Source organism: Pseudoalteromonas sp. GW168-MNA-CIBAN-0100 (genome assembly GCF_040309225.1).
GTDB classification, from domain to species: Bacteria; Pseudomonadota; Gammaproteobacteria; order Enterobacterales; family Alteromonadaceae; genus Pseudoalteromonas; species Pseudoalteromonas arctica.
This window is the reverse complement of sequence record NZ_JBEOOL010000009.1, coordinates 44117-58335: the sequence shown is the minus strand read 5'-3', so window position 1 is coordinate 58335 and position 14219 is coordinate 44117. Positions and strand designations below refer to the sequence as shown.

General features: G+C 40.8%; 13 protein-coding genes. 10 read left to right on the top strand and 3 right to left on the bottom strand.

All coding sequences use genetic code 11. From position 1 onward, the window contains the following. Positions 1 to 43: 43 nt before the first annotated feature. Positions 44 to 430 carry an MmcQ/YjbR family DNA-binding protein gene (locus tag AAEY62_RS07370; protein ID WP_007580596.1) on the top strand — a complete coding sequence of 129 codons (387 nt, stop codon included), beginning with the start codon at positions 44 to 46 and terminating at the stop codon, positions 428 to 430. 36 nt (positions 431 to 466) lie between these two features. On the opposite strand, the gene AAEY62_RS07365 is transcribed toward AAEY62_RS07370, so the two are convergent. The 3 genes from AAEY62_RS07365 to fadI all read right to left on the bottom strand — a co-directional run bounded on the left by AAEY62_RS07365 (position 467) and on the right by fadI (position 4567). Beyond that, positions 467 to 976, bottom strand: coding sequence for a GNAT family N-acetyltransferase (locus AAEY62_RS07365; RefSeq protein WP_007580595.1), 510 nt, complete (start codon positions 974 to 976; stop codon positions 467 to 469). Positions 977 to 1049: 73 nt separating this feature from the next. Next, a complete protein-coding gene (gene fadJ / locus AAEY62_RS07360; RefSeq protein WP_101164079.1) occupies positions 1050 to 3257 on the bottom strand; it encodes a fatty acid oxidation complex subunit alpha FadJ in 2208 nt (735 codons plus the stop codon). Continuing rightward, complete coding sequence (gene fadI / locus AAEY62_RS07355; RefSeq protein WP_004335629.1) at positions 3257 to 4567, bottom strand: acetyl-CoA C-acyltransferase FadI; 1311 nt, start codon at positions 4565 to 4567, stop codon at positions 3257 to 3259. Before fadI ends, fadJ begins: the two co-directional genes overlap by 1 nt. Before the next feature lie 306 nt (positions 4568 to 4873). Here fadI and AAEY62_RS07350 point away from each other — a divergent pair, with 306 nt between their 5' ends. From AAEY62_RS07350 to AAEY62_RS07310, 9 genes are all read left to right on the top strand, one after another. Then, positions 4874 to 5830, top strand: coding sequence for an AAA family ATPase (locus AAEY62_RS07350; RefSeq protein ID WP_004335627.1), 957 nt, complete (start codon positions 4874 to 4876; stop codon positions 5828 to 5830). A gap of 3 nt (positions 5831 to 5833) precedes the next feature. Beyond that, positions 5834 to 6778 (top strand): DUF58 domain-containing protein, encoded by a 945-nt coding sequence (locus AAEY62_RS07345; protein ID WP_010554656.1) that lies wholly within the window; start codon positions 5834 to 5836, stop codon positions 6776 to 6778. A gap of 2 nt (positions 6779 to 6780) precedes the next feature. Continuing rightward, a complete protein-coding gene (locus AAEY62_RS07340; protein ID WP_004335624.1) occupies positions 6781 to 7215 on the top strand; it encodes a DUF4381 domain-containing protein in 435 nt (144 codons plus the stop codon). Beyond that, the gene (locus AAEY62_RS07335) at positions 7208 to 8194 is read left to right on the top strand and encodes a vWA domain-containing protein (protein WP_101164078.1); all 987 of its coding nucleotides are present in this window, start codon (positions 7208 to 7210) and stop codon (positions 8192 to 8194) included. The genes AAEY62_RS07340 and AAEY62_RS07335 overlap by 8 nt, the downstream gene beginning before the upstream one ends. Continuing rightward, positions 8194 to 10134, top strand: coding sequence for a VWA domain-containing protein (locus AAEY62_RS07330; protein ID WP_101164077.1), 1941 nt, complete (start codon positions 8194 to 8196; stop codon positions 10132 to 10134). Before AAEY62_RS07335 ends, AAEY62_RS07330 begins: the two co-directional genes overlap by 1 nt. Next, entirely contained in the window at positions 10128 to 11786 is a 1659-nt protein-coding gene (locus AAEY62_RS07325) for a BatD family protein (RefSeq protein ID WP_101164076.1), read from the top strand. The genes AAEY62_RS07330 and AAEY62_RS07325 overlap by 7 nt, the downstream gene beginning before the upstream one ends. Before the next feature lie 60 nt (positions 11787 to 11846). Next, positions 11847 to 12404: a sigma-70 family RNA polymerase sigma factor gene (locus AAEY62_RS07320; RefSeq protein ID WP_032827217.1), complete on the top strand. Its 558-nt coding sequence runs from the start codon at positions 11847 to 11849 to the stop codon at positions 12402 to 12404. Further along, positions 12404 to 13156, top strand: a complete 753-nt coding sequence (locus AAEY62_RS07315) for a DUF3379 family protein (protein WP_007582005.1) — start codon at positions 12404 to 12406, stop codon at positions 13154 to 13156. The genes AAEY62_RS07320 and AAEY62_RS07315 overlap by 1 nt, the downstream gene beginning before the upstream one ends. A 164-nt stretch (positions 13157 to 13320) precedes the next feature. Next, the gene (locus AAEY62_RS07310) at positions 13321 to 14181 is read left to right on the top strand and encodes a Tim44 domain-containing protein (RefSeq protein ID WP_101164075.1); all 861 of its coding nucleotides are present in this window, start codon (positions 13321 to 13323) and stop codon (positions 14179 to 14181) included. Positions 14182 to 14219: the final 38 nt, after the last annotated feature.

Genomic DNA, 14219 nt, shown 5'->3' with positions numbered 1-14219 from the left:
CTGCTATGGTAGCTTTACCGAGTATGACTTCAAGGAATGGATCATGGACCAGAAAAAAGTACATGAGTATTTAGTTAAAAAACCACTTGTTCAGGTTACAAAACCATTTGCGCAAGAGGTTGATGTATATAAAGTGAATCATAAAATGTTTGCGACTCTTGCTATTGGCAATGACGGTCAAACTAATGATGATGGTGAGGTTATTTGGTGGCTTAACTTAAAGTGCGATCCTGATGAAGCAATATCATTGCGTGATATTTTCCCGGCAGTGATCCCTGGTTACCATATGAATAAACGCTTATGGAACACAGTAATTTTAGACGGCACAATTCCACAAGGTGAAATTGAGAGAATGATTGATAACTCATTTAATTTAGTCGTAGAAAACATGCCAGAAAAAGACCGAAAAGCTATTTCACTTCACTTGTAAACACTTTTTGGGCTAGGCTACTAGCCCATTAAAACCCTACACCTTAAGCGTATAAATTAAATCGTCATATAACTTTTCGCCTATTGTATGCACTTTAAAAAGTGTATCGGTATGGGTTAAACCGCACTTACCAAGCACCTTTTCAGAACCAATATTGCCACGCGTTACGACTGCTTTAAACTGCCTAATACCACATTCTTTCCAAGCCCAGTCAATCACAGCTCTTAGGGATTCTGTCGCGTAGCCTTTATTAAAATACTCTGGCAATAATAAATAACCAAGCTCTGCGGTTTCTCCGTCATAGGCAAAACCTGTAACACCCACAGGTTGTTTTGTTTGATTATTAATAATGAGTAAACACAGGGGATGACGTGATTTAGCATTCCACTTAGGCAAGCGTATCTCAAAGCGGTTTCTTACCAGTGACTCCATTGGCATATCAAAACAATACTTGAGGACTTGAGGATCGCGATGAAGCGCAAGAAAAAGAGGCCAATCAGATTCTTCCATTTGGTATATGCTCAATCTTTGTGTAAATAATGTCATTAAGCTCCTCATTTATTTATAAAAACTATAAAAAAACCGCATTTAAATGCGGTTTTTTTAGATAGCAGAAACTTTATTCTTTCGTTTCAATCTCTTTGGTAACTTCAGGCTCAGTTACACTTTGCTCTTGTGACTCAGTGCTTTGTACTTCAGGAGCTACAACCTCAACATGTGTTGCGTTATAAAAAGTAGCACCAGAGCTTGCCATTGTTACCAGTGATTCACATGGTGCAAAGTTAGCATCGCTGTTAGCTAATGTAGACATATCAGAGCTTATTTTACTTGCGCCTAATTTATCCATATAGCTAAACGGGCCACCTAAAAATGGTGGAAAACCAATACCAAATATTGCACCGATATCGCCATCACGTGGGCTGGCAATAATGCCATCATCTAAACAGCGTACTGCTTCGTTAAGCATTTGCGATACACAACGCTTAGCAATTTCGCTCTTGTTTAAACGTGGAGCCGGGGTAACACCCAATAGTTCGTAAACTGACTCATCAACCTTTTTGCCTTTTTTATCGTATTCATAAAAACCACGACCAGACTTACGGCCAAGGCGTTTTGAATCAATCATACGCATAAATGCATCAGGGCCTTTAAAACGCTCGCCTAATTCTTTTTCAAGAATTGGGGCAATTTTAGAGCCAATATCAATACCTACTTCATCAAGTAGAGCCAGCGGGCCTACCGGAAAACCAAACTCAACAAGCGCCGCATCAATCTTTTCAATTGGCTCGCCTGCTAACATTAAGTTAGCAGCTTCGTTTAAGTAAGGCGCTAAAATACGGTTGACGTAAAAACCGGCCATGTCTTTTACAACAATTGGCGTTTTACCTTGCTTACGTGCAAAGTTAACAACGCGGGCAATGGTCTCTTGAGACGTACCTTCGTGTGGAATAATTTCCACTAATGGCATTTTTTCCACTGGTGAAAAGTAATGCAAGCCAATTACATTTTCAGGACGTGCTGCCTGCGCTGCAATTTGCGATATTGGTAATGATGACGTGTTACTTGCAAAAATTGTATTTGCTTGGCATTGCTGCTCTACGTCTGCAACCATACCTTGCTTAAGTGCAAGATCTTCAAACACCGCTTCTATTACTAAATCAATGTGTTTAAAGCCACTGTAGTCAGTTGTACCTGTAATACGGTTCATCGTTAACTGCACATCAGCTTTAGACATAATACGACGCTTAAGACGCTTATCTAAAATTTTATAGGTGTAGCTCATTGCATTACTAATGCCCTGCTCTGCTACATCTTTAATACGTACCGGTACTTTAGCTTTAACAGCACTTACGTGCGCAATGCCTGCGCCCATTAGTCCACCACCTAAAACAGCAGTTTTGCTTATTGCGGGTGCGTCATCATTGCGCCACTCTTTTTTCATTTCAGTGGTTGCAAAGAAAATACCGCGAAGCGCTTTCGATTCGTCACTCATTACAAGTGTTGCAAAGCTTTCAGCTTCTGTTTTATACGCTTTTAGCTCATCAAGCTCTACACTAGCTCGCACTGCTTTAATAATAGCGAGTGGTGCTGGGTAGTGCCCGCCCGTTTTTTTAAGTACGTTTTCTTTTGCTTTTTTAAAGATAAAGTTACGACCAAACGGGTTTGACTCTAGTAATTTACTAATATTGTCGAGCTTTGGCTCTTTTGCTTGTGGCTTTTTCTTAGTCGCAAATTCTTTTGCAACTTTTAGCAGCACACTGTGCGGTACACAGTCATCAAGCACACCTGCTTTTTTAGCTTGCTTAGGGCGAATCTGTTTACCTGTTAGCATCCACTCTAGTGCTTTTTGAATACCAACAATTTTAGTTAAGCGTTGGGTGCCGCCGCCACCAGGAAGTAAACCAAGTTGCACTTCTGGTAAGCCAATTTTTGTTAAATCACTGTCGGTACCAACACGGTAATCACATGCTAAAGCAAACTCTAAACCACCACCTAATGCAGCGCCATGAATCGCACTTACTGTTGTGTATGGCAATTTTGTCATATCAAAAAACGCTTGATGACATAGCTCGCTAATAGCTAAAGCATCTTCACGCTTTTGAACGCTATCGAGCATTTTTACATCGGCGCCAGCAATAAAGTTATCGCTTTTTCCGCTTATAAATACCATGCCTTTTACATTTTGCGACTTAGCGTCTTCTAGTAACGCTTTTAAATCATCGGCAAAACTGCTGCGCAGGGTATTCATTTTCTCACCCGGCACATCAATCGTTACCACGGCGATTTTATTTTCATCTACCGCTAAATTAAATACTGAATCTGTCATTACGCGCTCTCCAATACAAAGGCTGCACCTAAACCACCAGCAGCACACGCTGTTGTTAATGCTAAACCGCCACCACGACGTTTAAGCTCGTGTAAGCTTTGCGTAATTAAGCGTGCACCTGTCGCTGCAAATGGGTGACCATATGCTAAAGAGCCGCCGTTAACGTTAAACTTATCCATGTTAATTTCGCCAATTGCTTTGCTGCGACCTAAATGCTCTTGTGCAAATTTGTCTGAAGCAAACATTTTCATATTGGCAAGTGTTTGCGATGCAAACGCTTCGTGCATTTCAATTAAATCTAAATCAGCAAGCGTAATACCCGCTCTATCTAGTGCAATAGGCGTTGAATGAGCTGGGCCCATTAACATGTCTTTTTCTACGCCAATTGCCGAAAATGCAAAGCTACGTACGTAACCTAGTATTTCATAACCTAGTGCTTTTGCTTTGCTTTCGCTCATCATAAGTACGGCCGCTGCACCATCAGTTAATGGTGTTGCATTTGCGGCGGTAACAGTACCGTGCTGACGGTCAAAAACAGGTTTAAGCTTGGCGTAGCCTTCAACAGTTGAGTTTTTACGAATGTTATTATCTTCTGAAATAAAGCTTTTATATGGCGGTAAATGTGCCGTCATTACTTCATCTTTTAACTTTCCATCAGCCCATGCTTGCGTTGCAAGTGAGTGAGAACGATGCGCTAACGCATCTTGATCTTCACGGCTAATATTATGTGTTTTAGCCATTTGCTCAGCAGTTTGCCCCATTGAAAGGCCTGTTGAGTACTCTGCAACTGCAGGAGGCACTGGTAATAAATCTTTTAAGCGCAGTTTTGAAAATATTTTTAAACGTTGACCAAGCGTACGCGCTTTATTTAAATCAACTAAGCTGCCTGCTAGCTTTTTACTAACACCAATTGGCAATACTGATGACGAATCTGCGCCGCCTGCAATACCTACACTTACAGATCCCGCCATAATAGACTCAGCTACATTAGCAATAGCCTGAAAGCTGGTAGCACATGCGCGCGATACAGAATATGCATCAACCGATACCGGCATACCTGTGCCCAATACAATTTCACGTGCAATATTTGGCGCTTCTGGCATTTGTACTACTTGACCAAATACAAGTTGATCAATTTCTGACTTGTTGAAATTTAATCGTTCAAGCATTTCGTTAACCACCAATTTACCCATATCAAGTGCTGGTACATGGTGAAACGCTGTTGCTTGCTTTGCAAAAGGTGTACGTAAGCCGCTGACTATGGCAATACGGTCGCCCTTTGGTGTTTTTAGTATGTTTTGCTCAGACATTTATGCTCTCCCGCTGACAGGTCTGACCTGTTTGTTTTCCTCGATTCTAAACAACCCGTGTACTAAAGCCAATAGATAAACACAAATTTATATAAATAGTGTTTAATTACGACTATCACAATAGGCTTTTTTAGACGCATTTACAAAGTTTTGTGGTACGCTAAAAATCGTTAAAAAATAACGAACTATTTTAAAAAATACAGTCTAACTCTTGAGTTACCCAATTATAAACCTTATAAATAGGTCAGTATTTATCACCTAACACTATTAGGTACAAACCCAGCTGACGAGGACAGTCCACTTATTATGGCAGCTAACGCATTTTCACAATTAAAAACGTACTTAGATACACAAATCATTGGCCAGCCAGAGCTTACACAAGCGCTACTTATTGCTATTTTAGCTGATGGTCACTTATTAGTAGAAGGCCCTCCTGGGCTTGCAAAAACACGTGCAGTTAATGCACTTGCTAAAGGTATTGAAGGATCGTTTCAGCGCGTACAGTTTACGCCAGACTTATTACCGGCTGATGTAACAGGTACCGATATTTACCGCCAACAAACTAGCGAGTTTGTATTTGAAAAAGGCCCTCTTTTTCACAACCTAATTTTAGCTGACGAAATTAACCGTGCACCAGCCAAAGTACAATCAGCACTATTAGAAGCCATGGCAGAGCGACAAGTGACCGTGGGTAAAAACACTTATCCGCTTAGCGAACTATTTTTAGTTATGGCAACACAAAACCCGCTAGAGCAAGAAGGGACTTACCCGTTACCAGAAGCCCAGCTGGATCGCTTTTTACTGCACCTAAGTATTGGCTACCCTGGCGCAGAGCATGAGCTTGATATACTACGTTTAACACGTGGCGAAGCGCTTAACGAGCAACAACCAGTAATGCAAAAAATTAGTCAAAGCGATTTATTTGCAGCTCGTAAAGAAATATTAGGCCTTTATTTAGCAGAGCCGCTTGAGCAATATTTAGTACAACTTATTATTGCCACTCGTGAAGGCGCTAAATTAGATGCGCAACTAGGTAGCTGGATTGAATTTGGTGCAAGTCCGCGTGCAACAATAGCACTTGATAAATGTGCTCGTGCTCATGCATGGCTTCAAGGCCGTGACTTTGTAGCACCTGATGACATTCAAGCTGTTGTGCATAACGTACTGCGTCACCGCATTATTTTAAGTTACGAAGCCCAAGCCGATGGCATTACTAAAGATCAAGTAATAAGCCGTATAGTTGAACTTGTAGCCGTACCATAAGTTATGCAAAAACAATTAGAATCCCAAGCATGGCTCAAACAGAGCCATAGCCACGGTGTTAATTTAGCACTCAAAGAGCTGATGTATTACAAAGCCAAAGCGCAATTGCTCGAACTTGCCCCTAAGGTAAAAATAAAAAACACCTTAACAGGGCAATACCTTGCACCGCACAAAGGTCGAGGAATGGAATTTGCCGAAGTGCGACATTATCAGCAAGGTGACGATATTCGTTCTATTGATTGGCGAGTTACTGCGCGTACCGGCGAGACTCACACAAAGCTCTTTCAAGAAGAAAAAGAGCGCCCTGTGTTTGTATTTACTGATTTTTCAAACTCAATGCTGTTTGGTTCAAAGTTACTATTAAAGTCGGTGCAAGCTGCGCATATAAGCGCTCTTGTTGCATGGTCGGCGTGTCAGCGCGGCGATAGAATTGGCGGTATTGTGTTTAATCAGCACTCGCATTTGGAGCTAAAGCCCAGCGCCCGTGAAAAAGCAGTCCTTAAGCTTTGTCATAATTTATGCGACAACCACCAGCAAGCGCTCAACAATATTGATAAAACAGCCCCTAACAACTTTAGCGATAACCTAAAGCGCCTTAATCATTTAGCAAAACCAGGCAGCTTAGTGTATTTGGTGTCTGATTTTAATGCTCTGGATGATGCCAGCTTTAAGCAACTCGAAATATTAAGCCGCCACTGCGAGCTGATTGGTTGCCATATAAGCGATCCATTTGAGCATCAGTTACCTGCGTTTAAGCAAGCCGTTACTGTTAATGCAAATGGTCAAGACTTTGCCCTACCATTAATGGATAACAGCTTTAGAGAACGCTTTGCTAAAAATGCTGAGCAAGCATTTAGTACGCGCTTTAATCGCTTAACTAAATCGGGTCTTAATTTAATATCATTCAATGCAGCAACACCGCTTGAGCTGCAATTAGTGAGAAAATAACCATGCAAACCAATCCACTCGATGGCCTGCACGATATAATAGCGCCAAGCCAAGTTAATTGGTGGCCACTCGCCCCTGCTTGGTGGGTTATTATTGCACTGCTGTTTTTAGCACTGTGCGCAGCTATTTATATATTTTACAAAAAACATAAATTTAAAAAGCCTAAACGCTACGCAATACAATTGAGCCAAAGTGAGCAAAATCCTCAGCAACTGCATATTATTTTAAAACGTTTAGTGATTGAATATTACGACAAGCGCCTTGCTGCGCAATCTACCTCTAAATGGTGCACAACACTTAATACACTCACCGGTTTGAGCTTTACAGAACAAGAAATATTAAGCTTGTATAACCCCAGCCAAAAAGATACAACACTGTGCGAAAAATTTCGCCAAGGTATTAAGCAATTTAAAATAAAGGAGTCAGTAAATGTTTGAATTTAGCTGGCCATGGTTATTTTTATTAATACCCTTACCTTTATTACTTTTACTATTAAAACCCGCAGCAAGTAATGCCAGTATGCGTTTACGTATACCCAGTTTTGCAAAGCACAATTTAACCAGTCAAAGCATTGAGCCACACGCACGACGTTTAAATCCTTTCGAGTGGGTAATTTGGTTATTACTTGTTACTGCCGCTGCCAATCCAACATGGTTAGATGAGCCAATCTCATTACCAAATGAAGGGCGCGATATAATGTTAGCAGTTGACTTATCAGGCTCAATGACCGAACAAGACATGGCTTACAATGGCCAATATGTTGACCGCCTTACCATGGTAAAAGCCGTACTCAGTGATTTTATAGAGCAGCGTCAAGGCGACAGGCTTGGGCTGATATTATTTGGCGACACCGCGTTTTTACAAACCCCGCTCACGCGCGACGTTAAAACAGTAAGTAAAATGCTCAGTGAAGCGCAAATTGGTTTAGTAGGACGCGCAACAGCCATTGGTGATGCATTGGGTCTTTCGGTAAAACGCTTTGCCAATAAAGATGAGAGTAACCGTATTGTGGTGCTATTAACCGACGGACAAAATACCGCGGGCAATTTAAACCCAGAAGATGCACTACTGCTAGCCCGCGAGGAAGGTATTAAAGTGTACACCATTGGCGTTGGCTCAGATAATCCGCGCGGCTTTAGCCTCTTTAATATGGGTGGCTCTAGTGGCAGTAGTTTAGATGAAAGCTTACTTAAAAAGATTGCCGAGCAAACTGGCGGATTATACTTTAGGGCCAAAGATGTAGCAGGCCTTCAACAAATTTATGCAGAGCTTGATAAACTTGAACCTATTAGCGCTGATGAACAAACATTTCGCCCACAAAGCTCATTATTTTACTACCCGTTACTTATCGCTATTTTACTTATTAGCTTAAAAGTAATGCTGAGTACACTGCGTGCATTAAAGGAGCCAAACTAATGGATTTTGAATTTATTCGCCCCGCTCTTTTATGGTTACTCATACCTGCTGTGGCATTATTTTTTGTCGCCTTAATTAAGCATAAAAAAACCACCAGTGAGCAGCTAATTGCACCGCATTTAGCACAATTTATAATGAGCGAAGCAAACACTAAAGCCAGCCAGCCACTTTGGTTAGTTGCTTTGTTTTGCAGCCTTGGCATTTTATTTAGTGCTGGGCCTAGCTTTGAGAAAAAACAAGTTCCTGTATTTCAAAGTAAAAGTGCCCGTGTAATTGTTATGGATATGTCGTACTCAATGTACAGCACCGATATTTTACCAAATCGTTTAATGCAATCACGCTTTAAAGCGCTTGATATGATTGAGCTATTTAGAGAAGGTGATACCGCGCTTGTAGCTTACGCAGGCACAGCCTATATAATATCGCCGCTAACAAACGACGCCACAACACTCAGTAATTTAATTCCAAGCTTAAGCCCTGAAATAATGCCAGACAAAGGCTCAAACGTTTTAGCCGGTCTTGATATGGCCAAAGAGCTATTAACGCAAGCGGGTTATATTGATGGCGACATTATTTTAGTGACCGACGGTATTGACCAGCAAGAACAAAGCGACGTGAGTAGCTTTACCAGTAACACCCAATATAGATTAAATATATATGGCGTGGGTACCGCTCAAGGCGCTCCAATTAAGTTACCTGAAGGTGGTTTTTTGAAAGACAGATACGGCCAAATTGTAGTACCTACTCTCAATGCCAGTCAGCTTAAAAATTTAGCATCGAGCAGTGGTGGTAAATTTGCTAGTTACCAGCCTAGTAATAACGACATAAATACGTTTGCCCCAAATGCACAGAGTGAATTATTGAAAGACGAAAAACAAAGCCACGCACTTTGGCGAATAGATGCAGGTATATACGGACTCTTGTTATTACTGCCATTTGGTTTGTATTTATTTAGACGCGCTGCCTTGTTAGGCGCATTTTTAGCTTTTGGTTTTTTACCGCAGCAAAATGCGTATGCCGTAGAGCTCCCTACTCTTTTGCAAAATGCAGATCAACGTGCATTAGAGGCTTACAATAATAAAGAATACGATGCAGCAACACAGGCGCAATCGAGTGAGTTAAAAGGCGCGGCGCTTTACCAGCAAGGTAATTTTGATGCTGCACTTAATGAGTTTAGTAATGATAAGTCGGCTACCGGTTTATACAACTACGGTAATGCCCTCGCCAAAGCTGGCAAGCTTGAGGACGCCATTGAAGCCTACAAACAAGCCCAAACCTTACAAGACGACTTTACACAAGCAACTGACAACCAAGCTTTAGTTGAACAATTACTCAATCAACAAGAGCAACAAAACCAGCAAGATCAGCAAAGCGACGGCGACGACTCTCAAGACCAAGATGATAGCCAGAAAAAAGATGAGCAAAACCAAGGGCAAAATTCTGATGAGTCAAAACAGGATAAGCAACAAAATGGTGATAAAAGCGATTCTGAAAAAGGCGAAAACGAAAGTCAAAGCTCAAGCGATGAAAAATCTGATAAAGAATCAGATAAAGAGTCTGAACAATCAAAAGATCAACAAGGTGAGCCTGGTGAGCAATCAGACAAGCAAAATGAACCTGATATGCAAGCTCAGCCACAAAGTGAGCAAGGGCAAAATAAAGACGCTGACCAGCCTCAAGACGAGCAGCAACAAAGTAAGCCACAAACAATGAGTGAGCAACCTGCTACTGATGAGCAAAAACAAAGTGCTCAGCAACAAGCTATGCAAGCCCAAGCAAGTGAGCTCACTAATGAAGAAAAAGAAAAAGCACAACAGCTTAATCAACTACTTAGAAAAGTCCCGGACGATCCGGCTATTTTATTACGGAATAAAATGCAATTAGAAGCCCAAAAAAGACAATATAAACGTCGCCCTACAGGAGTCGAAAAATCATGGTAATGCGATTATTTTGCTGTTTATTGCTATTAAGTGCGATGCCTTCGTGGGCTGCCACCAAATTAGAAGCCAGCGTAGATAAAAACCCTGTTTTAGCGGGTGAATTTTTTATGCTTAATATATCCGTAGACGATACAGTTAAGGGCGAGCAACCAGACACCTCATCGCTGTTAAAAGACTTTGTGGTAGGCCCAACAAGCTTAAGTTCTCGTACCAACATTATTAATGGCAGCATTAATAAACAAACCACGTGGTCAGTTAAATTAATGACCCGTGCAGAGGGTGATTACACTATTCCGGCATTTAGCGTTGCAGGGTTAACCTCACAGCCTATTAAATTAAAAGTGGCAAAACGCTCAGTTGATGCAGATAAAAATAACGAAATATTTTTAAAAACGTCGCTCTCGAGTAATTCATTGTTTGTCCAAGAAGCCGGTGTTTACACTATTAAGCTTTACCTTGCGAAAGAACTGCTTGATGGCAGCTTAAGCACACCAAGTATGGAAGATGCTCAGCTAACCCAATTGGGTAAGCAAACTGAAAGCTATGAGCTTGTTGATGGTAAACGCTACCTTGTTATTACTCGCGAGTATTTGATTCAGCCACAAAAAAGTGGTGCGTACACTATTGCAGGCCCCGCTTTTCAAGGGCGAGTACAACAAAATTATCGTCAATTAGAAGTATCAGCTCTTGGCGACGATCAGCAAGTAGAAATCAAACCAATTCCGAGTGACTATAAAGGTGCATGGTTACCAAGCGAGCTGGTTAGTCTTGATGAAGAATGGCAACCTAACGACAACACCGTAGAAGTAGGTACGCCTATAACACGTACTATTACACTTACAGCGCTTGGGGTTACAAAAGAGCAATTACCTGAAATCTCTATGCCTACCATTGATGGCATACGCAGCTACCCTGATAAAAAAGAAAATAACAATGCAGTACGTGACGGACGTGTTGTATCACAGCAAACTGCATCGTATGCATTACTGCCGCAAAAACCAGGTACTTACACTTTACCTAAAATACAGCTGCCTTGGTTTAATACTAAAATGAACCGTATTAGCGTAGCTACATTACCAAAGCGCACTATAACGGTAACGCCAAGTAGTACCGCACCTAATACCGCCGTGGTAAACCCACAATCAAACCCAAACAATTTACCTGCTATTGAAAATATTTCGAATGAAACGACAGGCACACAACGTATTGAAACTAAAAGTGATACTCCTCTTTGGTTAATAGTTGTTGCCGCTTTAGGGTATATTTTATGGATTGGTACTGTAATTTTTTACTTAATGACCCGTTCTACTAAAAATACGACTGAGAAATTACAACTAAACAACCGTGATATTTCTCAGCCGAGCTTAAATGAGCTTAAAACGCTCGCTAAAACGAACGATGTGAAAGCTTTTTACACCGCATTAAATAACTTTTCTGTAAAGGTGACCCATAAAAATGTTGGCGCGATTGATGAGCTTTGCATCCGCGTAAACAGCAGCGAGCTTAATGGCCTCATTAGCCAATTGCAGGCACAACTTTATAGTAATAAAGGCGCAAACACGGATCTTAATGCTATTATTAAAATTCTTGAGAACTATCAAACTCAAGCATCAAAGTCGCAACAAGCTGTATTAAAAGACCTTTATGATTAATAATTACGATACTCAGGTCTTTTTTGCAATAAATAATAATTTTTAATTAAAAAAGTGCTTATGCTTGGAAAGAAAAAATCAAACAATCAGGTCTTAATCGATATGGCAGAGAAACAAAAGCGTTATGAAGCCTTGGTCCACGTTTACAATAAAGAGCTTTATCGCTTTGCTTATTGGTTATGCCGTGATCCGCACATAGCAGATGATTTAGTACAAGAAACGTTTTTACGCGCGTGGCGTTCTCTCGACTCTTTACTTGATCAAAAGGCAGCTAAACCTTGGCTGCTTACTATATTACGAAGAGAAAATGCGCGCCGATTTGAACGTAAACAGTTTGATTACAGCGACGTAGAAAACGATACGCTTGTTGATGAAACCAGCCACTCATTAGATGATGAAATGGAGCAAACGGTTATCCAACGCCAGATTGCCCTGCTATCTGATGAATACCGAGAGCCATTATTACTACAAGTTGTAATGGGCTGCTCTGGCGAAGAGATCGCAGGCATACTTAATTTAAATAAAAACACGGTAATGACTCGTTTATACCGTGCCCGAAATCAACTTAAAGAGGCTTTAAGCCGTGATGATGAACAACTTAAAGGGGCATCAAAATAATGGATGAACTTGAGTTTCGTCGCCGCACTATTGCGCAGCCAAACGACATTGACAAGGAGCTCATGGAGTTTGCTAACAATAACCCAGAGCGACAAAGTTTTATTAATGATATGAAAGATTTTGATAAATTTATTCAAGACTCTTTAGATATACCTGTGCCTGAAAACCTTGCAGATCGCATTCTTTTAAACACATCGTTAAAAGAAAAAGCACTACAAGAAGAGCAAGCAACAGGAAAAAATGTAGTTGATGCCCGCTCGCGTTTTAAGCTTGACCGCGTGCATCTTGCATTAGCTGCATCTTTTGTAGTGGCTATTAGTGCCTTCTTTTTTAGTACAGAGCAAAATATTGCACACGAAGCGGGTGAGCATGCGCTTGCCCATGTGTACTACGAAATTAGTGCGCTTGATAAAAAAGAGCCCATTAGCCTACAAAGCGTTAACGACAAGCTTGCAGTATTAGGTGGTCATCTTGATGAGCTTCCTGGTGATGTAACTTACGCTATGTTTTGTGATTTTAAAGGCGAAAAAGGGCTACATTTGATATTTGAGTCTGACTTTGGTCCTATGACGGTATTTATAGTGCCTTCTGAAAATAAATCATTTGGTTTTGGCGATGATAATTTCAAAGACGAGCGCTTTGAAGGTCATATTAACCGAGGCTCACAAGCAGATACTATTTTAGTGGCAAGTGTTGGAGCACCTCTAAATACTTATAACGAACGCGTTACTGGCGCTATTCGTTGGCTTTAAAATAAACAAATTTACCGCTTAGTCCCTACTAAGCGGTTTTTTGATTATATACCTACCAATAAACCTTTTCTTTTATACTCAAAACCTCTGATTTTTAAAGTAATTAATTAAATTCCTTAAGAAAGTAAATTATAATCGCGGCTCGATTTTAATTAGGGAATTTCATGAAGAACATCATCGTTATTTTTTCACTATTGGCATTATTATGTACTGCCAGTTTTGATGCACACGCACGTAAAAAGTTTGGCAGTAGCAAACGTGGACAAACTCCTGCAACACAACAAACAGCACAAAAACAAAAAGCAGATACAACAACCCCAACAGCAGCACCTAAAGCCACATCAAATAAAAAAGGCATTATGGCTGGCGTTTTGGGTGGTCTTTTAGCGGGTGGCTTAATTGCAGCGATGTTAGGCGACGATTTTGAAGGTTTTCAGCTATTAGAAATGATTTTATTAGCTGGCGGACTATTTATTTTATTTAAGCTAGTAACAGGCTTTTTACGTGCTAATCGTGCCCCACAACTTGCAAATGCCAGTGCGGATACAAGTGCTCAGCAAAATGCTTTTAAACAAGCACCAATCGAGCAGCCAATGAGTACAGGCTTTGCTAACAGCGCCCCACAAGGTGAAAGTGTCCCTTTTAATTTACCACCTAACTTTGACGTTAATGGCTTTTTGCAAGGTGCCCGTAGTCATTACCATACGCTACAAACTGCATGGAATAATGCCGATTACACCACAATGGCTGAATACTTAAGCCCTGCACTTGTTGCCGAATTTAAAGCTGAGCGTGAAGCTATACAAAGCGTAGACACTGAAGTAATGTTTATTGATGCCGAACTTGTGCGCGCAGATACAAACGCGCAATCGTGGCTGGTTAGTGTTCGCTTTAAAGGTAAGTACCGTGATTTAGGCGATAAAAAAGAACAGCCTATTTTAGAAATTTGGCACTTAGAGCGCCTAATTTCAGACGATGCTCCATGGCTAATAGTGGGTGTTGAAGATTTAATTGATACTCAATAAGTTTTTATTATTTTAAACACCGCGCTTTTTAGCGCGGT